At 62.1% G+C, this 20941-nt stretch carries 22 protein-coding genes and 1 pseudogene; 5 read left to right on the top strand and 18 right to left on the bottom strand.

Features of this window, described 5'->3' with window-relative positions:
• Positions 1-258: 258 nt before the first annotated feature.
• Positions 259-450: a hypothetical protein gene (locus NKH35_RS00685; RefSeq protein ID WP_155929562.1), complete on the top strand. Its 192-nt coding sequence runs from the start codon at positions 259-261 to the stop codon at positions 448-450.
• Positions 410-641: pseudogene (locus tag NKH35_RS00680) on the top strand (hypothetical protein). The gene NKH35_RS00685 and the pseudogene NKH35_RS00680 overlap by 41 nt, the downstream one beginning before the upstream one ends.
• Before the next feature lie 282 nt (positions 642-923).
• Here NKH35_RS00680 and NKH35_RS00675 read toward each other — a convergent pair.
• The 8 genes from NKH35_RS00675 to NKH35_RS00640 form a co-directional block, all read right to left on the bottom strand.
• A complete protein-coding gene (locus NKH35_RS00675; protein ID WP_156935520.1) occupies positions 924-1163 on the bottom strand; it encodes a hypothetical protein in 240 nt (79 codons plus the stop codon).
• Between the two features lie 128 nt (positions 1164-1291).
• Complete coding sequence (locus NKH35_RS00670; RefSeq protein ID WP_348529716.1) at positions 1292-1375, bottom strand: YHYH domain-containing protein; 84 nt, start codon at positions 1373-1375, stop codon at positions 1292-1294.
• Between the two features lie 66 nt (positions 1376-1441).
• Positions 1442-1585 (bottom strand): hypothetical protein, encoded by a 144-nt coding sequence (locus NKH35_RS00665; RefSeq protein WP_023686252.1) that lies wholly within the window; start codon positions 1583-1585, stop codon positions 1442-1444.
• 651 nt (positions 1586-2236) lie between these two features.
• Positions 2237-3580 carry a hemolysin family protein gene (locus NKH35_RS00660; protein ID WP_352913090.1) on the bottom strand — a complete coding sequence of 448 codons (1344 nt, stop codon included), beginning with the start codon at positions 3578-3580 and terminating at the stop codon, positions 2237-2239.
• 481 nt (positions 3581-4061) lie between these two features.
• Positions 4062-4778, bottom strand: a complete 717-nt coding sequence (locus NKH35_RS00655; protein WP_023669894.1) for a HoxN/HupN/NixA family nickel/cobalt transporter — start codon at positions 4776-4778, stop codon at positions 4062-4064.
• Positions 4779-4798: 20 nt separating this feature from the next.
• Positions 4799-5443, bottom strand: a complete 645-nt coding sequence (locus tag NKH35_RS00650) for a DUF1007 family protein (RefSeq protein ID WP_156935507.1) — start codon at positions 5441-5443, stop codon at positions 4799-4801.
• An 87-nt stretch (positions 5444-5530) separates the two neighbouring features.
• Positions 5531-6058 carry a hypothetical protein gene (locus NKH35_RS00645; protein ID WP_023685957.1) on the bottom strand — a complete coding sequence of 176 codons (528 nt, stop codon included), beginning with the start codon at positions 6056-6058 and terminating at the stop codon, positions 5531-5533.
• Positions 6059-6212: 154 nt separating this feature from the next.
• On the bottom strand, positions 6213-7025 hold the full coding sequence (locus NKH35_RS00640) for a class I SAM-dependent methyltransferase (RefSeq protein WP_352757735.1): 813 nt from the start codon (positions 7023-7025) through the stop codon (positions 6213-6215).
• 153 nt (positions 7026-7178) lie between these two features.
• Between NKH35_RS00640 and NKH35_RS00635 the strand changes: the two genes are divergently transcribed.
• Positions 7179-7823, top strand: coding sequence for a TetR/AcrR family transcriptional regulator (locus NKH35_RS00635; RefSeq protein WP_023669890.1), 645 nt, complete (start codon positions 7179-7181; stop codon positions 7821-7823).
• A gap of 229 nt (positions 7824-8052) precedes the next feature.
• Here NKH35_RS00635 and NKH35_RS00630 read toward each other — a convergent pair whose 3' ends face one another.
• From NKH35_RS00630 to NKH35_RS00620, 3 genes are all read right to left on the bottom strand, one after another.
• On the bottom strand, positions 8053-9090 hold the full coding sequence (locus NKH35_RS00630; protein ID WP_031192964.1) for a Cj0069 family protein: 1038 nt from the start codon (positions 9088-9090) through the stop codon (positions 8053-8055).
• A gap of 86 nt (positions 9091-9176) precedes the next feature.
• Positions 9177-10592 carry a chromate efflux transporter gene (chrA, locus tag NKH35_RS00625; RefSeq protein WP_031199206.1) on the bottom strand — a complete coding sequence of 472 codons (1416 nt, stop codon included), beginning with the start codon at positions 10590-10592 and terminating at the stop codon, positions 9177-9179.
• A 17-nt stretch (positions 10593-10609) separates the two neighbouring features.
• Positions 10610-11587 carry a chromate resistance protein ChrB domain-containing protein gene (locus NKH35_RS00620; protein ID WP_023669887.1) on the bottom strand — a complete coding sequence of 326 codons (978 nt, stop codon included), beginning with the start codon at positions 11585-11587 and terminating at the stop codon, positions 10610-10612.
• A gap of 533 nt (positions 11588-12120) precedes the next feature.
• On the opposite strand from NKH35_RS00620, the gene NKH35_RS00615 reads away from it, so the two are divergent.
• Positions 12121-13095, top strand: a complete 975-nt coding sequence (locus NKH35_RS00615; protein ID WP_023669886.1) for a Fe-Mn family superoxide dismutase — start codon at positions 12121-12123, stop codon at positions 13093-13095.
• The gene (locus tag NKH35_RS00610; protein ID WP_023669885.1) at positions 13092-13562 is read left to right on the top strand and encodes a chromate resistance protein ChrB domain-containing protein; all 471 of its coding nucleotides are present in this window, start codon (positions 13092-13094) and stop codon (positions 13560-13562) included. Before NKH35_RS00615 ends, NKH35_RS00610 begins: the two co-directional genes overlap by 4 nt.
• 39 nt (positions 13563-13601) lie before the next feature.
• Here NKH35_RS00610 and NKH35_RS00605 read toward each other — a convergent pair whose 3' ends face one another.
• The 7 genes from NKH35_RS00605 to NKH35_RS00575 all read right to left on the bottom strand — a co-directional run bounded on the left by NKH35_RS00605 (position 13602) and on the right by NKH35_RS00575 (position 20930).
• Positions 13602-14579 (bottom strand): ABC transporter ATP-binding protein, encoded by a 978-nt coding sequence (locus NKH35_RS00605; RefSeq protein ID WP_352913087.1) that lies wholly within the window; start codon positions 14577-14579, stop codon positions 13602-13604.
• Positions 14572-15582 (bottom strand): ABC transporter ATP-binding protein, encoded by a 1011-nt coding sequence (locus NKH35_RS00600; RefSeq protein WP_023711083.1) that lies wholly within the window; start codon positions 15580-15582, stop codon positions 14572-14574. The genes NKH35_RS00605 and NKH35_RS00600 overlap by 8 nt, the downstream gene beginning before the upstream one ends.
• Positions 15579-16490, bottom strand: a complete 912-nt coding sequence (locus NKH35_RS00595; protein WP_023711082.1) for an ABC transporter permease — start codon at positions 16488-16490, stop codon at positions 15579-15581. Before NKH35_RS00595 ends, NKH35_RS00600 begins: the two co-directional genes overlap by 4 nt.
• A gap of 4 nt (positions 16491-16494) precedes the next feature.
• On the bottom strand, positions 16495-17436 hold the full coding sequence (locus tag NKH35_RS00590) for an ABC transporter permease (protein WP_023711081.1): 942 nt from the start codon (positions 17434-17436) through the stop codon (positions 16495-16497).
• A gap of 28 nt (positions 17437-17464) precedes the next feature.
• Entirely contained in the window at positions 17465-19027 is a 1563-nt protein-coding gene (locus NKH35_RS00585; RefSeq protein WP_352913085.1) for an ABC transporter substrate-binding protein, read from the bottom strand.
• Positions 19028-19157: 130 nt separating this feature from the next.
• Complete coding sequence (locus NKH35_RS00580; RefSeq protein WP_031199202.1) at positions 19158-19598, bottom strand: YqaA family protein; 441 nt, start codon at positions 19596-19598, stop codon at positions 19158-19160.
• A gap of 9 nt (positions 19599-19607) precedes the next feature.
• Positions 19608-20930 (bottom strand): MFS transporter, encoded by a 1323-nt coding sequence (locus NKH35_RS00575; RefSeq protein ID WP_023711078.1) that lies wholly within the window; start codon positions 20928-20930, stop codon positions 19608-19610.
• Positions 20931-20941 lie beyond the last annotated feature (11 nt).

Genomic DNA, 20941 nt, shown 5'->3' with positions numbered 1-20941 from the left:
GGTGAAGAAGGGACGTCCGATTTCCCTAATCTTTGGGCTGAATCGTCATCGCGTTCGGGGCGGCTCCGAAGGCGACCAATTGATTGCTGAGGGCAGCACTTCTAAGCCGACAGATGCCGACGATTTCCTATAGATGCGTCACACCTGATCCTCCACCGCATGGCCGAATGTTCCCGCTGCGGTCACGCCGACGCGCGGTGAGGCATTGCTGGAAGGTCGGATTCACGCCGGGCGTCTGACGCCGAGGTGATGCGCTGCGTGACTTTCCCGATAAGAGTGGTGGAAATTCCCGGTTCGACCATTGGTTTGGAGGTGCATCCCGAGCATCTGCCGAAGCGCTTGATGATCCACAAGCCGATGAAGATCGACGGCAAGGTCGTCTGGCACACAGAGATTTCGAGGGTGGGACATGGCCAGGTCGAAAGGTTCGCAGCAATTATCACAGGCTGAAATTGAGCGCTTTGTGACGGCAGCGGAGGCACTGCACTTAAGTATCATCAAGCCGTTTATATCGCCCGATAGCGACCACTTACCGGCAGACGCGCGTCCTGCATGAGGTGCTGTTGAAAGCCGTGCGGGAAGTCACCGGGAAGGAAGTGGCGTTCATCCAGTGGAACGGGACAGGGCCGTCCAAGCCGTAGCGTGGCTCTAGCCGTTTTCGCAGCCGATCCCATCGCCGTCGCGGTCCAGATCATAGATATCCCTGCCGACAACAGTGACCGGGCCGCGTACATAGGCGGACCATTGCCCTTTCCGGAGGAGCAATCGACGTCGCTGGCGATTGGAACGCAGGCTCCCGCGTAGTTTGGGGCGCACGCGTCTTCGGCATGAGCGCAGCCGATGAAAGATGCCACACCAAAAGCGACCGCGCCTACACGACGGGAAGCCGCCGGCTGGATCCTTATCCGAATCAGCGCTGTATCTCAGTCGTCTATCTCTTCGCCTTCATCGTCTTCGTTCGAACCGCGAGACGAGTCTTCGACGAAGGTTTGGCAGCCCTCATTAAATGGTTGGCTGTTTGAGCTGCAGTCGCTGTCGTTGGAAATCTGATTTTGCTCAGCCCAGTCGTAGCCAGCTTTATGCCCGGAACAATCTTCGGTGCAGTCATTTCCTCCGAAAGTCCCCTGCGCATGACATGGCGTGGCTGATGCCGCCGCAAGCATCAATGTGCCCAAGTGGAACAGCCTTCGAATTCTCATCTGCGCCCCCCCCATGGTGAGCAACGCTGCTATCTAGGCGCCGCGAATATGCCTACTCGCACGAACCCAAATCACGCAATTTGGTCCTGATATCAGTGGCAGTGATACTCGCCAGTCTTGTGGTTGGTATGGCATCCATTGGCATCGGTGCCGCCGCCGTGTGCGAAGGTATCCATCGAAAATGCGAACATGGTCAAAGCCGCCATGGCGGCAAGGAAGCCCTCCCATGGCGAGCGACGGGCTTAGACGCCCAATTGCGCGGCCATCATTTGCGTGGCCGCCGTCGTCCGGTCAATGCCGCTGGTGATCGACAGCAGATGTCGTTTCGTCGAAAGAAATTCGGAGTCGCTGCAATCGGCCACAGCGCGCTTGAACAGGGCTCGCATGGCGAATCAGCGCGACCTCGCCGCTACCAGATCACAGACCAGCGAGGCATCTGTCGGCGCAAGTTGATTTGCGACGGCCTTTCGGATCGCAAAGCTTCGCGAACTCGGCTTTCTCAAAGCGGGTCAACGGCGCGGCGGCGGAAAATCAGGGGATTTCGGATTGGTCTTGGCCATGACTTCTGTACACGATTCAAAAATCATTCTTCGCCGCAAAAAATTGCCGCATGCCGCATCTGTGGTCGCTCGTCGACACGCAACCGACATGTCCCTCCGTCGCGCAGTCGCTGTGGTAATGGGGGTGCCACCGCCACGGCGCCACAACGGCCTGTGGCGAGTGTCGATCAGCCTGGCTGACTCATAGCAGCCCGAATGCCATTGCGGTGAGAAAGGCCACCACTAGCACCACCAGGACCCCAATAATCAGCCAGACGGCGCTCTTGGCGTCCATTTAGACCCTCAACTGTCGGTTCCATTGATCACATAGCGCGACGCGAAAACGCTCACCAGTCACTGTGACTCCAGCGGATACGCGTCCTGGGCGAACTGACGGGCGTTTGTGGATAGGGACTACTGTGGGAGCGTGGGTTCGAAAAGTGGGAATATTCGCGCGCAAAAGGCCGGCCGGCTTACCGGCCTGTCGCGCGGTCAGTCTCAACTGGTTGCCGGCTTGGATGTAGGCGGCTCACGGCGAGCGAGCAGCTTGTCGATCCGCCTTCCATCCATATCGAGGATCTCGAAGCGCCAGCCCTCGTAGTCAAAGTGCTCACCGGCTTCCGGCAAGTGCCCAAGGCTGGACAAGGCGAACCCAGCGATCGTGTGAAAATCCCCTTCGGCAGACCCCGATCGGAATCCTAGGCGAGCGAACGCATCGTGCGCCAGCATCATTCCGTCGATGAGCAAGGACCCGTCATCGCGCTCGATGACATCAGGGTCCTCATTGTCCAGGTCAGGAAGGTCCCCTGCGATGGCTTCGAGCAGATCGGTCTGGGTGACGATCCCCTCCAGAGCGCCATATTCGTCGATGACGATCGCCAGACGCACCGGCGTCCGCTTGAACTGATCGAGTACACGGAAAATCGGCGTTGCCTCGTGAACGATCAAAGGTTCTCGGATGACCGCCATCGGGTCAAGCGTTTTGCCGTCGAGCACCTGGTCGAGAAGGTCCTTCTTCAGAATCATGCCAAGCGGTTCGTCTATCCCCCCACGGCCGACCAGAAGCTGCTCATGGCGACATTGCCGGATGGTGCGCAGAATCTCGTCAGGGATGTCGTCGGTATCGATCCAGTCGATATCGCGTCGCGGTGTCATGATGTCGGCAATGCGCCGATCGCCGATGTTGAAGACACGCTCGACCAGTTCCTGTTGCGTCTGATGAAGGAGCCCTGCCTCCTGGCTTGCCGCCACGAGCAGCTTCAGCTCTTCGGGCGAATGCAAGGACTCCTCGCCTGTGCCCGGACGCAGACCGCACAGACGCAGCACCAGATTGCCGAGACCGTTGAGAACAAGAATCGCCGGCCTGAGCAGGAACAGGAACAGACCGAGAGGGCGGACGACCCGAAGTGCCGTGCTCTCGCTGCGCTGGAGCGCCAGACTTTTCGGCGCTAGTTCACCCAGGACAATGTGTAGCGCGGTTATGATGATGAAGGCGATTGCGACGGCAATGGTGTGCGAAGCTGCCGTGGCCAGCGACCCCATCACTCCCAAGAGGAGTGGCTCCATCAGATGAGCGAGTGCAGGCTCGCCGACCCAACCGAGCGCCAGCGATGAGATGGTGATGCCGAGCTGAGTTGCTGCAAGGTTCGCATCGAGATTCACCAAAGCCCGTTGAAGGAGGCTGGCGTTCGAGCGTCCAGCTGTAGCCAATTCGTCGACGCGGCTTCGTCTAACCGCGACCAGCGCAAATTCGGCGGCGACAAAGAAACCGTTGGCGCCTACGAGTAGGAGAACCAACAGAATTCCAAGAATGTCGCGTAGACTACCATCGTCCGCAGGCATGATATCCTCTTTATGAAACAGCCACTCTCATCTCTCAAGCGCGTATGCCGCCGTCGTGGAACCGCCGTTGGCCATCATTGCGGAGCGATCACCGCAGCTCCGCCTCTGACAATCAGGGGCAAGATAGCCAAATCCGCGCTGAGTATCCTACCCCCGCAAAAAATCCGCCGGCGCGAACCGGCGGGCCAGAAATCGGATAGAAAAAGAACCGGTCATGCCGGCCGAACTAAATGTGGCATCTGGGTAGTCGAAGTCAATGGACCCGCCGCGTAGAGATCGCCTTTGATCCAGTGATTTAGCAATATCACCCCGATGCCGGCGAGGATCGCCAGCGCTATCATCCAAATGATCTTCTGACGGTCGCTCAATGTTCTAAACCCAAACCCGAACCGCGCGTGCCGGCACTTAATGGCACGACGTCGTTAATTGCAATGTGATCCCTATGAGAATCGCTGTGGCCTTGGCGGTCGGTCAAACTTTCTCATTTCGACGAGATTTGCCAGACAGCCACGCCAGTAAGAATAAGGCCGGCGGTACCTTCGATAGTTCGCGATATCACATCGAACAGGCGCGGCCGACGGTCGAAGAAATGCACCAGCCGTTCCCGAAACAGGATCGACAGAACTGCCACGCAAGACAACGTCAGTGCCACGCCGGCCATCATGGTGATTGCAAAGAGTATGCCCGCGACCGGAACACCTCTTGAGATCGCGAAGGTCATCGCGAAGAGCGTCAATGGACATGGGATCAGGCCGGCCATGACGCCCACAACCTCGCCTTCATGCTGATGGTGATGACCGTGGCTGAGCGCCCGCCAAAGCATCCACAGACCAATTAACCCGAGCAGGCCACGACTGACATCCTCCAAAAGCGGCGCCCGGCCGACGCTGCCCAGCGCAATCGAGACCAATGGCAACGAGAGGGCTGCAATCACAACGGCAATCGTGACATGGGTGAAGGAGAGTGTCAGCGACACCAGTAGGCCGCGACGGATGCTGGCATCCGATCCGGCCAAATAGGTAGCCAGCACGGCTTTGCTGTGTCCGGGTGTCAAAGCATGCGCAGCTCCGAACAGGACACCCATCGGCAGGAAGGCAGTGAACGCCAGCCAGTCGCCCCCGGCTGACAGCAATTTGATCTGTTCGGCGAGCGCCAAGTATATCGTGCGTTGAAACTCGACCAGGGTTTGGAAAAACACGTTCTATCCGTTCCGCCGCTTCAACTGCACGTCAATTCAAGGCGTGTCGCGAATATCTTGCCGAGATCGGTTCCGGTCGGATCGCTGAAGAAGGCATCCGTCAATTTCGTCTGATTCTGTGCGATTGCGGTATTCGGATCGGGGCGGACGACGGCCCTCGTGCAATCTTTCGGTAGGCCAGCCACGGCGATCTTATCGTCATCGGTGAAATCGATCGCGGTGTAGAAGGTCGGATCGTAGACGCCGATGCTCACCTTGCCGGCGAGCGCCAACGTGTCTTTCGGCTGCGTCTCGAATTGGATGATGAGTTGATTGTTCTCGTAGCTAGTGACCAGCCTCGCCGGCGGCGTCATCGCCACGTCCTTGCCTTCCACAGTGACCATTTGGAAATAATTGTATTCTTCCAGTGAGGCATGGATGGTGAGGGCGGCGGCGTCGAGTTCTTCGGCGTCGAGAGTAAGGTCGGAATTCTTGTCGAACTCCATCAGCACCGTCGAGGAGAAGAGCTCGTCGAACCGCCAGAGATGCTTGAGCGACTTAACCGACTTGTCAGCGCCAACCGTTAGGTCCAAACGGGCTTCCGCGAAGACATGAGGATGAGCGCCGACCGCGACGGTGGAGGCGAGCAGGAGCGCCATGCCAAAAATCGTGCTGGTCAGTCGCATTTGCGCTCGCTTTCTCGTCATTGCGCGCCAACCGAGTGATCTGGCAGCGCAAGCAGGCTAAATTGGGACGCGGCCCGCGAAGCCTTTTCAATCATCGACGATCGAACTTGCTATGATGGCGTTCGCTGTGCCCCGAACGGCTGGCGACGTCAAATGCACGAGCTGCTTGCGATTGCCCGCGATCAGTATGAACAGCCGGGAAACCTGCCTGCCCTTCCTCTCCTCGCCGATTTTTTCGGCGTCGGTGCGGTGGAAGAACCGTTTTTCAAACTCGGCGCGGTCGACATCGAAAAGCTTGAGCGAGCAGGTCTGGACGGACCTGCCGTCCATGGTCGCCCTGGTCACCGCGACCATCGTTCCGGCCGGAAGGTCGTCGCCGGTGACCTGCCATCCGCGGAACGCCTTCATGGCATCCACAGGAGCAAGTGCCGCGCCGTCGACGAGCGGCGTCCATCCGCGCGTCTTTGCCAATGTCGCGGTTCGCTCGAAGTCGGGGCCGTGCGCCAGGCATGTCGCGTGGAAGGCATCCAGCGCCCGGTCGACGCCATCGGCATGCGCAAGCGGTGATGCCAACCATGCGGCCGCAAGCGTCAAGGACAAGTAGGTCTTGGGCATTCGGTAGACTCGCGTATCGAAGCAGGCCGGGATAGCCAATCGGCAAGATAGCGCCGCGGCGGCTACGCACGCAATGCAGCGCGGCCCGCGACTACCGGCCCGCGCGTCTTCCTGGCGGCGGCGCGCCCGGTCCGGTCGCCGCGGCATGCGGCGCTCAGGCAGGCAGGATCTTGTCCGTGGTCGCGCGCACATAATCGAGGTTCATGGTCCCGACGGCGCCGGTATCGTCGACCCTGAAGCCTGTCTCGACCAGTAGAGTTCCGACCGCATTCATGTCGATATGCCCGTGCCGATGGAGCCTCGGCAATCTGGATTCGTGCAGCGGCCTTCCGAAGTCGATCAGCAGCAGTCGGCCTCCCGGCTTCAGAACCCGCTCCGCTTCACGGAAGAAGGTCGATCGGTCGGGTTTCGGCAGGTGATGCAGCATGAGCGTACCGATCACGATGTCGAATTGGCCATCCTCGAAGGGAAGTTCCTGGGCCGTCGCCTGGACGAAGGTAAGATCAACGCCGGCTCGCGTAGCCTTGACGCGCGCCCTCTCGACCATTTGGACCGATGCGTCGACGCCCGTGACGCGTCCGACCGCTCCGACCAACCGTCTCGCGGCTATGGCAAGCGTGCCCGTACCGCAGGCGACATCGAGCATCGCCTCGCCGGGCTGGAGCCTTGCCAGACGCAGCATGAATTCACGGAACCGGTCCTCGCGGCCCCAAGTCAGGACGCGCGCAAGCAGGTCATAGCCGACCGCCCTATGCAGGACGATGCCGATGCCCCTTTCGCCGGCGCCATGCGCGCCGGCAGTCCGCATGTGATGGAAGCCGCCCCAGAGTGCGAATGCCGCGACCGCAGCGAGGATGAGGCCGTGGACTGCAGCCGTCCAAGCACCGGCATTGAGATAGCCGTCCCCGAAATGAAGCATTAGCAGAAAACCGGCGACCAGCGACAGTTTGACGAGCACAGCAAGCATAATAACACCCTTTCGCGAATGCTGTCCGTTTCCAGCCCGATGACCAAATTGGTGCATTTCCTTTTGCCTCCTCGTCCGTTTCCGGAGTGCTCAAGGCATTCTTGAGCTTCTGGACTCGGCGTATCATACTGGACAGATTGTCCATTAGCGCTGTTGCTGGACAACGGACCGCTGAACGTCCCAAACCGCACGGTGGAAAGAGCAATGACCATTAAAATCGAGCGGCCCGACGACAGGGGTACGATCGACCGTCGTGTCGCGCGCACGCGCGCCATGCTGCAGGACGCGCTGATTGCTCTGATCCCAGAGTGCGGCTATGCGGCTCTCACCGTGGAAGACATCTGCCAGAAAGCTGATGTCGGCAGGTCGACCTTCTATACGCACTATGCCGGCAAGGACGAATTGCGCAGCGCGGCCCTTGAGGCGCATCTGCTGTCGCTGAGCAGGCGCGTGTCGGCAGACGAAAAGACAGGCAATCGCCTGTTCGAATTCAGCCTGCCGATGTTCGAGCACGCGCGGGCGTTCCGGTCGCTTCACAAAGCGCTACTTGCGAGCAGCGGCGACACGATCCACGATCAATTGCGTGAACGCATACGGCGCGCAGTGCGAACCGAACTGTCTGGCAAGCGGATCGGCGACGCGGGCGTGCCGCTGGAATTCGTCGTCCAGTTCATATCGGGAGCCTTTCTCTCGGTGCTTGCCTGGTGGATCGCCGAGGACTCCAGCCTATCGCCGGCCCAGGTCGACGACCTGTTCCAGCGGATGGCGGGTTCAGCTCTTCCGGGGCGGTCACCCTAGCAAGACCTTCCAAATCCAGATCTCGCGCCGGTTGAGGCTAACGTTCCTCGGGCGGCCGAATCTTGCGAAACGTCATGAGCAAAGGATTTCGTAGATGGTGTTCAAGCCACCGGCGACGAGAATTGGTCAGCCGAAACCGGAAACGGCAAGCAGGGGTCCGGCGACCGTCGGACTGACCGCCGAACCGCGTTCGGCCAGAGCCCCACTCGGACCGCCAATCTTCGTCGATTCAAAATCGCATGGCAACGAGTCGAGCTATTTCGGCCGGCGCTTGATCGGGGATGGCAAAGACCGAGCTGACGTTGATCTCACAAAGCGCATACGTGTCTTCACCTGACACAGTCCGTGGTCCGTAGAGAAAATCGGCATCCCAAATGATCGGCAGCGACCTGGCATCGACGCCTAGCACAGCCATCATTTGCGGCGTCCACCCGGTTTCCATATTGGTCCGCAGCGACTGAAACGGTTCGGCCGTGGCGGGATGCATTATCCGCGGCCCTGGTTGCGCAGCCTCGGAATCTGGCCCTTCAGGAGGTGGTGGGATTAGGGCCTTGATGAACTGGTGGCCAAAGCCGACCACCTTGTCGGCGCCCATGTAACAGCGGATCATCCCGTCGGGTAAACGCGGTTGGAATGGCTGATCCACGATGCAGCCATCGGGTGTCAAATACACCTCGCAGCGCGCCATGAAATCCGGCAGTGCGAGTTCTTCCGGCATACTGCCGCGTCGCGCGTGCAGCACCCGAACCGCCGGCTCTCCGCCAGGAAGCGAACCGATCAGCTCGACCTTCCATACTCCCTGGCCGCCATTGCCGCGGTTCTGCTTCAGCACCCGTGGACCGGCCGTCCGAAGCCGCTCCGGAAACGCCTCGCGAAAAGCCTCGGCGGAGCCGTAGAGGTAAGTATCGGTTCCCCATCCGAGATGCTTCGTACGGTGCAGAACTTCCTTCACGCCCATTTTCAGGATCACGTCTGGATGTGCACTCACCCAGGGGCCGCGTGCCGCCACGTCGCGCAGCAGCGGGTCGAGCACCGCACGGGTTTTTCCCTCGTGCAAGGGATCGACCCAGACCAGCACGCCGTCCGTCGCCAGGAGCTGGGTCCGAACCTCCTCGGCAAACTCTTCGTCATAAACGGCCGGTTCGGCGTGAACACCGATCGCAGCGAGTTCCTCGAACACGCGATGAAACCGGTTGTTCTGCGGTGTCGCCGTGCGACGCGCCTCCCGGTCACCGCGCCAGACCACAGCCACTCGCCTCGTGCCCATTATACCTCGCCTCCTACTTGCTCGCCCATCAGGCAGCCCCGATACGAAATAGACTGCGATGCTCGCATCCGAGCAGAAAGATCGCCCTAGACCGAGCCCGCCGCGACGCCGAAAAGCACGCCCAGGATCGAACATGCCGCTAGCACCGGGATCACGCCGACCTTGAAGCGGAATACCGCCAGCATCGCACCGACGGTCAGTACGAGAGACGGAATGTTGAGGGAACCGAGGACTGGCACGTCGAGCCTCATGCCCAGCAAGCCGATCTCATGCAAATCGCGAAACAGGACATGAAGCGCGAACCACACCGCGAGGTTCAGGATCACTCCAACCACCGCTGCCGTGATGGTCGACAGTGCGGCTGACAGGGCCTTGTTGCTGCGCATCGTCTCTATGTACGGCGCGCCGAGAAATATCCACAGGAAGCACGGGACGAAGGTCACCCACGTCGTCAGAAGGCCGCCGAGCGTTCCAGCGACCAACGCGTTAAGAACCCCCGGCTCCCGGAATGCTCCCATGAAACCAACGAATTGAGTGACCATGATCAGCGGACCCGGCGTCGTTTCGGCCATGCCGAGGCCATCCAGCATTTCTCCAGGCTTCAGCCAGCCATAGTGCTCGACTCCTTGCTGGGCGACATAGGCAAGCACCGCATAGGCCCCGCCGAACGTCACCACCGCCATCTTGGAAAAGAAGATGGCGATGTCGGTGAAGACATTGCCTTGCCCAAGAAACAGCAACAAGAAAAGGACCGGAACGAACCATAGCAGCAGAAACACCGCCGCAATCTTCAGCGACCATTCGATGGATGGCCGGGCATGCGCCGGCATCCCTTCGCCAAGCGCCGAGTCGACATCATCGACCTGCTTGCCACCAAGCTTGCCATGTCCATTGCCTGGCTGGAATGCGGCCCAACCCATCTTGCCCCCGACGTAGCCGATCACGGCCGCAACCAGGATGACCAGCGGGAACGGTGCATGGAAGAAGAACAGGGCGATGAAGGCTGCCGCAGCGAGGCCGACCATCACATTGTTCCTGAGCGCCCTCCTGCCGATCCGCAGGACCGCTTCGAGCACGATGGCCAGAACCGCCGCCTTCAGGCCGAAGAAGAGCGCCTGGATAGCGCCAACGTTGCCGAAGATGGCGTAGATCCAGCTCAGGACCATGATGGCGACCGCGCCTGGCAGCACGAACAGGATTCCCGCGACGAGGCCGCCTTTGGTCTTGTGCATGAGCCAGCCAATATAGATGGCCAATTGCTGCGCCTCCGGACCTGGCAGCAGCGTGCAGTAGTTGAGCGCATGCAGGAATCTCGTCTCGCCGATCCAGCGCTTTTCCTCAACGACGATCCGATGCATCATGGCGATCTGGCCGGCCGGGCCGCCGAAGCTGAGCATTGCAACGCGAGCCCATACTCGCATGGCGTCCGCAAACGAAATGTCATGGTCGTGGGTTTCGGCCAGAGATGGCGGCGTCGTGACGGACTGCTCCAGATTGGCCATAGTTTGAGTCCCTGCGGTCATCCGCGTTTCTTGCGGAAATACTGATAGAGGTTGTCGAAGACAGGAGCGCCCTGCGCGATCCGCTGTTCGTCGCTCTCGTTCGCCATGGCGATGCCTGCAATCAGACTGGCAATCCCAGTCGCCTCCTCGCGACCGAACTTGTTGTCCTTGAGGTCGATGTCATGGACGATCTCGGCGATGGCCTGGAGTGCCGGATCATTGATGCCGGCGCGGGTAAGCAGAACTTCGAAGCTGCAGCGATCGCCCTCATGGGTGATTTCGCCTTCGAACATGTCGAAGCGCAATTCCCCCTCCTTTGGCACGTATCCCTTGCCCGCTACGAAGCGGATGATCGCGTCAGCATCGATGAACCGGCGGATCAGCCAACTGCAGGCGATGCGGTCGACATGCACGTCCCGGCGCGTGACCCAGATTCGGCCCTTGAGCTCGCTCGGCTCGGCGGCCTTCTTCGGTTCCTTGGTCATGGCCTTGTCCTCTGTAAGCTGTGTTTCAAGTTCGGCGATCAGTCCCTCGATCGTGAGGCGACCGCTGGCACCAAAAAAGTCGATCATCACCACTTCAGTGAGCCGCTTGCGCAAGCGACCAAGTTGCGGACGCGCTTCTGCGTGTTTTTCCGATGTCGCGTCGGCCCCAATCGCTGCAGCCAGCTCGCGCGCTTCCCCAGCGATCTCCGCATAGTCGGCATCACGGGCCGCGTCGAACATCGCCCGCACCTGCGCGTCCGACAGACCGTCGACAAGGCGCGCCTCGCAAATCATGGCCTCGCCGCCGCCGGCGACGATCTCCTTCAGAAGCCATTCGAAATCCTCCTGCATCTCGGCATTGGCCGGCAGGGCGTAAACGGTGCTTTTGACTGCGACCGCGCCGATGCCTTGCAACCGTCGCCAGATCTTCACCCGGAAATAGGCGGGCTTGCTTGGCAGCTGATATATCAGGAGCAGCCAGCGCTGCTCCTGCGATTGCCCCTCACTCATAAGTGAACCGTATCATGGACTGAATTAGATGCAACACTTGTATCATGGCTCATGCGCAAATCATATGCGGGCGAAGCTCATCGTCGGTTGTCGAAGCGCCCCAGCGCACTTCCGGGCGAAGAAAGAAAGCTCATGTGGCGCCCCTCGAACGTCGTCCGGCAGGAATGGAGGCCCCGGAAGTAATGGCGACGGCACCTTCGTGTACACAGTCACGGACAATCGCATCACACGCCTCGCCATCAAGGCTGGTGTCACCGACAACGGTCGCGTCGAGGTGACCGCGGGCCTTTCGGAAGCGACATCGGTGGTGGCAACCACCCAAGGCGTGCCGCCCCTGAGGACTGCGGTTCAGCCGCAGATGGTTCGCTCCTCGTCCTTGGTGGAATACCCGGCGCAGCTGGGATCGATTCCCTCTCGCCCATAAGTGACCCGTATCAAACGCCTGAGCAAGATGCAACACTTGTATCATTTCTCGTTTGGGCATAACGTGCGCCTGCTCACGGATGGGCCGTGCCGCCGAGCGAGGAAATCCAATGCCGCACCAGATCATGCCGCTGCCGTTCAAGCCGCCCAGGCTCGTCGGACTGTCCGAACGCCTGCTGGCCAGCCATTATGAAAACAATTACGGCGGTGCGGTTCGCCGCCTCAACGCTATCGAACAGCGGCTCGATGAACTCGACTGGGGCGCAGCACCCGTCTTCGACATCAACGGGTTGAAGCGCGAAGAGCTGGTCGCGGCAAATTCGGCGATCCTGCACGAGATCTATTTCGATGGGCTCGGTGGTTCCGGCGATGCCGGAGGCGATCTTGCCGCAGCACTGGAGCGCGACTTCGGCAGCGTGGCGGCATGGCGCGCCAAGTTCATGGCTTGTGCTAAGGCGCAGGCCGGAGGCTCGGGATGGACGCTGCTGACCTGGTCGGAGCGCCGCGATCGGCTGACGATTCAATGGGCGGCGGATCACACCAATTGTCTCGCCGGCGGCATGCCGATCCTCGCGCTCGACATGTACGAACATGCCTACCACCTCGATTTTGGCGCCAAGGCTGGCGCCTATGTCGACGCGTTCATGAAGAACATCCATTGGGAGCGGGTTGCCGCCCGCCACCGGCGGGCTGTCGCGCAGCGCGATCCTTCAACAGGACCTGCATCGGACAATAAGGTTCCAACTGTTGCGCCAGAGGAACTGCGGGCCCGACTCGACCAGGGCGAAGATCTGGTCGTGCTCGACGTCTGCCTGGCCGACGATCTGGCAAAACGCAGCGATATGCTGCCGGGCGCCAAGCTCCGCGCTCCCGAGACCATTGCCGATTGGGCCGATGAACTGCCGAGGGACAGGCCTGTCATCGTCTATTGCGTGTACGGCTTCCAGGTCAGCGGCGACGCAGTCGCCGAACTGCGTCGCCGCGGCGTCGATGCAACGGCGCTCTCAGGCGGCATCGCCGCCTGGCACGCCATCGGCGCGCCAACCGTCCCTCTGGTGATGAGCGAAGAAAGGATTGCGTCATGAAATGGGTTACCCGTGAACGCCCGGTCATCGACCGCATCGCCTGCCCCTGGCTGATTGCACGCTTCATCGACAAGGAACCTGATTTCCTGTTCGCGGCACCTGATCAGGTGATCCGTGTTGCCCAGGAAGCGGGCGCGACACCCTACGACGTGCCCGGCGTCGAATTCACCCATGTCGGCGACGGTTGCAGCTTCGACACCTTCGTCTCGAAATTCGGCCTCGATCGCGACCCGGCGATCGTGACCATTGCCGCGATCGTGCGCGGCGCCGACACGGATCGGCACGATCTCACGCCACAGTCTGCAGGACTGCTCGCGATCTCCATGGGGCTGCGGGACGTGACGCCCGACGACCACGAGATCCTGAAGCACGGCTTCGTCATTTACGATGCGCTTTATGCCTGGGCCTCACGACGCAAGGCGGAGACCCATAGCTGGCCACCCGTCACGAAGCCGGCGGCGGCCTGAAGTAGCGGGCAACGAGGGCAGATCAAGTCGGCACTCAAATCACCGGCCGCCGCTCGCGTCGGCAAGGTGGCAGGCCGCGACCCCGCCATGCGGCACCGAGCGCAACATCGGCTCCTCGGTCCCGCAGACATCGATCGCCACAGGACAGCGGGTGTTGAAGCGGCATCCCGGTGGCGGCGCGCTGGGGCTTGGAGGGTCGCCCGCGAGGATGATTCGGCGACGGCCGGCCTCGATACGAGGATCCGGCGAAGGAACCGCCGAAAGCAGTGCCTGGCTGTAGGGATGGGCCGGCTCGCGAAACAGCGGCCGCGTCACGCCGGCTTCCGCGATGCGGCCAAGATACATCACCGTCACGTTTGAGCAGACCTCGCGCACGATCGCCAGGTCATGCGCAACGATGACGATGGTAAGGCCAAGCTGTTTCTGCAATGATGTGAACAGGTTGACGATCTGCGCCCGGATCGAAACGTCAAGCGCGCTGAGCGGTTCGTCGCAAACCAGGATCGATGGCTTCAGCGCAAGCGCGCGAGCGATCGAAACGCGCTGGCGCTGGCCGCCGGAAAGCGAACGCGGCAGGCGGTCGAGCACGGTCGCTGGCAGCGCCACCAGATCCAGCAGCTCGCCGATACGGCGCCGGCGCTCGGCCGGAGATCCGAGGCGATGGATCTGCAGCGGCTCTTCCAGCGTCTGGTAGACGGTCTGGCGACGGCTCATCGAGCCCAGCGGATCCTGGAAGACGAACTGGACCTCGCGGCTGAACGATTTGCGGTCCGACTTCAGCCACTGGGCGCGATCCCGCCCGGAGATCAGCACCGTACCCTCAGTCTCCTTCTGCAGGCCGACGACGCTGCGAGCCAGCGTGGTCTTGCCACAACCGGATTCGCCAACGATGCCATGGAAGGCACCACGCGGAATGGTCAGGTCGATGCCGTCGACCGCCCGCACGGCGCCTGTGCCGGAGCGGTTGGCGAAATGGACCTTCAGGCCCTTGACCTCAATCGCCGCAATGTCAGCCATGGATTGCTATCCCTTCCCGCCTCAGCACCACCGGGCATCCCACCTTGTGCGGCGTCCCGCCCGTCGAGATCGTCTGGAGCGGCGGCCGATGCACGCGGCATTCGGGCTCAACCAGTTCGCAGCGGGCAGCGAAACGGCAGCCCGGCTCCAGCCTGATCTGGTTCGGCGGCAAACCTGGTATTTCCTTGGTCGCGGCGCGTTCGTCGGCGCGGAAATCCGGTACAGAGGCAAGCAGCCCGCGTGTATAGGGATGCGTCGGCCGCGTCAGCACATCCATCGCGATCCCCTCCTCCGCCACCTGCCCGGCATAGAGCACCATGACCCGGTCCGCGACCGAGGCGACGACGCCGATGTCATGCGTGATCAGCACGACCGCGATGCCTTCCTCGCGCTGGATCTGGCGGATGAGCTCCAGGATCTGCGCCTGCACCGTGGCGTCGAGCGCAGTGGTCGGCTCGTCGGCGATCAGCACGCGCGGCCGGCTTGCCAGGGCCAGTGCGATCATGGCGCGCTGCAGCATGCCGCCAGACATTTCATGCGGATAGCGATCGTAGCGGTCTTCCGGGTCAGGGATGCCGGTGCGGGCGAGCAGCGAGACCGCTTCCTTGCGGGCATCCGCATGCGAGAGATTGGCAAAGCGGCGCGCCTGGCGCGCCAGTTGCGGTCCGATCTTCAGCATCGGGTTCAGCGCGCTCATCGGGTCCTGGAAAATGACGCCGAAATAGCGGCCGCGAAGGTCAGACAAGCGCCTGGACTCCATTCCGACCAGTTCGCTCGCTTCGGCTCGCGCCGATCCCTTGATATCGACGGTGACGCCCTCGGGCAGCAGCCCGAGCGGCCCAAGCGTCATGACGGTCTTGCCCGAACCGCTCTCGCCGACGACGGCGACTGTCTCGCCGGGACGGACGTTGAACGACACCCCATCGACCGCGCGCACGGAAACGGTCGTGGCGTAGAGATCAATGACCATGTTTTCTATGGAGTAGATCGGCTCGTCGCTCATGGCGCGGCTGTTCCCGTTTCGACGGCGTTCCGCTCCGCTTCCTCAAGGGCGCGCGCCTTGCGACGCTTGCGCAGCAAACCGCCGCGCACCGGCCTCGGCACCTTTTGCAACGCGAAGGTCTCGCCCAGCAGATTGAAGCTGACCACCACCAAAGTGAGCGCAAGGCCCGGAAGGACGACCAGCCTTGGGTATTCCTCGATGTAGCTCATGCCGTCGACCAGCATCTGGCCCCATTCCGGCGCCGGCGGCGCGACGCCCAGGCCGAGGAAGCTCAGCGTCGCGATGGCCAGGACAAGGGCGCCGGCATCGGCGCTGGCATAGACCACGACGAGGGCCAGGACATGCGGCAGGATATGGCGCACAAAGATCCACAGATGGCTGGCGCCCATCACCCTTGCCGCTTCGATATAGGGCTGTTGCAATTCGGCGGTGACCACGGCGCGGCTCATGCGGGCATAGTTCGCCCACCACGCCAGCGTCAGCGCCGTGATCATCGACCAGTAGCCGGTGCCGAGAATGCCGATCAGCGCCAGCGCGATCACCAGGCTTGGCAGCGCCAGCGCGATGTCGATGAGGCTGATCAACACCAGCTCGACGCGCCCGCCGACATAACCGGCAAACGAACCGATGCTGACGCCGATGGCAAGTGCAGCCACCAGCACGATCACCATCGCCACCAGCGATATGCGGGCGCCGCCGATGATGCGGCTCAGAATATCGCGGCCGAGATAGTCGGTGCCCAGCCAGTGAGCCCAGCTCGGTCCCGCAAGCGTGAGGTCGTAGTCTTGCGCGCCGGGATCGTAAGGCATGATCGAGGGACCGAGCACACCGACCGCGACAAAGAAGACGACTGGCAGCAGCACCAGCCAGGGCCAGTCCTTCATGCTCCTGAACAAGGACATGTTCATCGGATCAAGCTCCTCTCGCCCTACGCATGCGCGGGTCGACAAACATGCAGATCACGTCAACCATCAGGTTGACGACAACGAAGAACACCACGAACAGCAACAGAACCGACTGCATGCCGACGAAGTCGCGGAAGCGGATTGCATCGATAAAGAAGGCGCCGACGCCGCGCAGCGCAAACACCGTTTCAACCACGATCGAACCGATGATCATCAGCGTGAACTGGGCGCCGAAGGTGGTCAGGAACGGGATGGCGATGTTGGGCAGAGCCTCGCGCATCAGCACCTGTGTCCTCGTGTAGCCCTTCGCGAAGCCCGTCGTGGCGAAGGGTCGCGACATGGCCTCCTGGAGGTTGACGCGGACGACGCGGCTCAGCACCGATGCCGGAAACAGGGCGATTGTCACCCACGGCAAGAGCCACGAGGTGAAGCCGCTGACGCCGAAGGTGGGCAGCCAGCCCAGCATCACCGAAAAGACGATGACCAGCAGCGCCGCCACGAAGAAGTTCGGCGTCGAGGCGCCGACCAGCGAGAAGGCGTGGAGGAACCGGTCCAACGCGCCACCATTGCTGACCGCACCGGCAACGCCGAGCGCCAGCGACAGGAAAAAGGCGAGAATGCCGCCGCCCGCAAGCAGCGCCGCTGTCATCGGGATTCTGGCGGCGAATTCCTGCGCGATCGGTTTGCCGGTGCGCAGCGAGACGCCGAGATCGCCGGTGATGGCGCTGAAAAGCCATCGGCCGTAGCGGACCGGCAGCGGATCATCGAGCCCGAGGTCCTCGCCGATCTTCTTGATCATTTCGGCATCCGCGCCCGGGCCTGCCGCACGCTCGGCCATGAGCGCGGCGACGTTGCCCGGCGCCGCGGCAACCAGGGTAAAGGTCAATGCCGATGCCGCCACGACAAGCAGACAGGCAAGCAACATCCTTCGCAGAATCGTGCGTCTCATCGGAACTCCCCCAGGAGGTTCGAGGCGTTCAGGCCTTCAGCGTGATCGCCTTGAACGGCAGGTCGTAGTCCGTCGCGGGAAGCGCGAAGTTCTCGACGCGAGGATTGTGCGCCCACAGCCGCTGGCTGACAACGAGCGGGCAGATCGCCCGGTTGTCGTGCAGCCAGTCGTAGAGCGCCTGCATCTTGGCTTCGCGTTCGTCGCCGCTCGCTTCGAGCGCGGCCTTGACCACGCCATCAAGCTCCGGGGAAACATAGATCTTGCCGTCCGGCCCGCTGTCGGCGGTGGATACGAACGCGTTGCCGAGCGTGCCGTGCGGATCATAGGGCGCGCCATAGGTGGTGAAGAAGGCAAGATCATATTCGAACGCCGGGCGACGGTCGTGCATGGTGGCGTTGTCGACTGACGAGACCTGAACCTGGAAGCCGACCTCGGACAGCTGACCCTGGATCATCTCGGCGATGCGGCGCGAACCCGGCAGCGATTCCTCCGATACGAGGAAATCGATCGCCAGCGGCGCGCCTTCCTTGCTCCAGGCGCCTCCGCTTTCGCTCCAACCGCCATCGGCAAGGATTTTCCTGGCCGCGGCGACGTCGCGTACCGGCACGTTATGCCGCTTGCCCGAGGAAGGCACGTTGGCCGGAAAGAGATCCGCCGCCGGATCTGCGTAGCCTTCGAACAACACCTTGGCGATCGCGGCGCGGTCGAGCGAGACATAGATGGCCTCGCGCACGGCCTTGTCGGCCATCATCTTGGCCTTCGGCGAATAACCGAGCAGCATGGTTGCGGTGCCGGCCTCGGCCACCACTTTCATGCCGTCCTTTTCAAGCGCGCGGGCGCGGCGCGGCGACAGCGTCGCCACCCAGTCGCCGCCGATCACGTCGAGGTCGCCGGAACGCAGCGCGTTGGCGCGGGCGAGTTCGTCGGGAACCACCTTCAGTTCCATGCGAGCAAACAGTGGCTTCTCGCCCCAGTATTTGTCGTTGCGCACCAGCACGGTGCCGGAGGAATCGTAGCTTTCGACGATCCACGGTCCGGTGCCGACCGGAGCGGTCTGCTTGCCGCCGGCGTCGACCGCCTTCGGCGACAGGAAGCGCACCGGACGCACTATGGTGAGCTCCAGCAAGGCGGCGGGCACCGGACGCTTTAGCTTGATCGTCAACTTGCTGGGTCCATCGGTGACGATGCTGTCGAATGCGTCGGATACACCGATCCATGAGAAATCCGCGACGCCCAGCCAGCGTTTGAGATTCCATTCGGCGGCGGTCGAATCGAAGGGCGTGCCGTCACTGAAGGCAACACCTTCGCGCAGGTCGAAGGCGATCGAAAGCTGGTCGTCGGCGACAGCCCACTTGGTGGCGAGCCCGGGCTCGAGCGCGCCGTCCTGGCCATAGTGTATGAGGGCGTCGAACACGACCGTGTAGGAACTCAGGGTGGAGACGTTTTGCAGCAGGTCGAGATCGCCGGTTTCGGCGGCAATGGCGACCTTCAACGTTTCATGCCCCTCCGAGTACGCGGCGCGCGGAAACGCGGCAATGAAGGCCAGGCCGGCTGTGGAGGCCAGGAAATTGCGGCGGTCGAGAGTCATCATGTTAGTTCCCCTTTTTGTTTGATTGGCAACGATCATGTGCACGCTTGCTAATTTGTATAGACATAAGACATAAAGTCGGAAAACCGTTTGAGAGTTTTACCCCAGCGACCCACTTGGTCGCGGTTGCGGCCTACAGCCAGTTCAGCACCGCCGCCGAGAGCGCGAGATAGCGGCCGGCTTTCGCCATCGTGACGATCGCAACGAAGCTCCAGAGCGGCTCGCGCAGAACACCGGCCATCATCGTCAGCGGATCGCCGATGACGGGAACCCAGCTCAGCAACAGGCTCCATCGTCCGTAACGGCGGTAGCGCGCCGCGGCGCGATCGAGCGCAGTGGGCTTGACCGGAAACCATCTGCGGTCGCGAAAGCGGTCGATGCAGCGGCCGAGCAGCCAGTTGACAACCGAACCAAGCACGTTGCCGATCGTCGCGACCAGGATCAGCGCCGCCGGTGACTGGCTTCCGGCCAGCAGCAGGCCGGCCAGCACCGCCTCTGACTGCAGCGGCAGAATTGTCGCTGCGGCGAACGCGGTGAGGAACAGCGCGCCGAAGGCACCAACATCTCCCAGCATTGGGGCCGCTCAGCTCGCTTTCGGCCATTTTGGGTGCCTATCGTTAACGACATAACCATGCGCATGCTCGAAGCCTGCTTCGGTCCAGACGGCGTCCTCGAGGTGCGAATGCCCGTCAGACAGATCGTCATGGGCGTGGCTGAGAACGTCGGGATCGTGACGCGGCCACAACCACATCGCGGCAAAGAGTGCCGCGGCGCCAATGACGCCAAGCAGGATAAAGGTGAAGGGCAGGCCCATCGCCGCGCCGACGAGTCCGGCGATCGGATAGGTGATGAGCCAGCAGGCGTGCGAAAGCGCGAATTGCGCGGCAAACAATGCCGGCCGGTCGACGGGATCGGCCGAGCGCTTGATCAGCCGCCCAGACGGGGTCTGCGCCAGCGAATAGCCCAGCCCGAGCACGAACCAGAGCGGCAAGAGCAGCTGATAGCTGATGGCGAACGGCCCTGCGAACACGCCGGCAACCAGCAGGCCGGCGCCTGACAACATCGCAACCCGATCCGGGATGCTGTCCAGCAGCCGCGGCAGGACCAGCGCCGCGATCATCGAGCCGCCACCGAAGGTGGCAAGGGCAAGTGCCGTGTCGCTCTGGGAAAGGCCGAATTTTGCCTGAACCAGCACGACCGTGTTGACGATCACCATGGCACTGGCGGCGGCGACAGCGAGGTTGAGCGCCAGCAGGCCGCGCAATCTCGGCGTCGCCAGATAGATACGGATGCCGCGTGTGGTGCGCTCGTAAACGCCGCGCGGCTCAGAGGGTTTCGGGCTCGGCAGAACCACCGACACCACCAGCGCGGCCGACGCCAGGAAGCCGATGACCGTGCCTGCGAACAGGCTATGGAAGCTGATGACGGAAAGCAGTGCCGCCGCCAGTATCGGACTGACCACGCTCTCCAGATCGTAGGCAAGCCGCGACAGCGACAGCGCCCGCGTGTAGTCCTTTTCCTTGGGCAGCACGTCAGGGATCGATGCCTGGAAGGTTGGGGTGAAGCCGGCCGAGGCCGCCTGCAGGATGAAAATCAGGACATAGACCTGCCAGACCTCGGTGACGAAGGGCAGGAAGACGGCGACCGCTGCCCGCACGAGGTCGAGCGAAACAAGCATGGTGCGGCGCGGCAGGCGCTCGGCGAAGGCCGCCGCCACGGGCGCCACGCCGACATAGGCGATCATCTTGATGGCGAGCGCGGTGCCGAGCACGGCGCCCGCATTGGCGCCGGCAAGATCGTAAGCCAGCAGCCCCAGCGCCACTGTGGCAAGGCCGGTGCCGATGAGCGCGATGACCTGCGCCAGGAACAGGTGCCGATAGGTGCGGTCGGCAAGGACTTCCAGCATGATGTCTGTCT

The sequence above is a fragment of the Mesorhizobium sp. M1143 genome (genome assembly GCF_040318435.1).
Taxonomy (GTDB): Bacteria; Pseudomonadota; Alphaproteobacteria; order Rhizobiales; family Rhizobiaceae; genus Mesorhizobium.
This window is presented reverse-complemented; position numbering and strand designations above follow the sequence as displayed.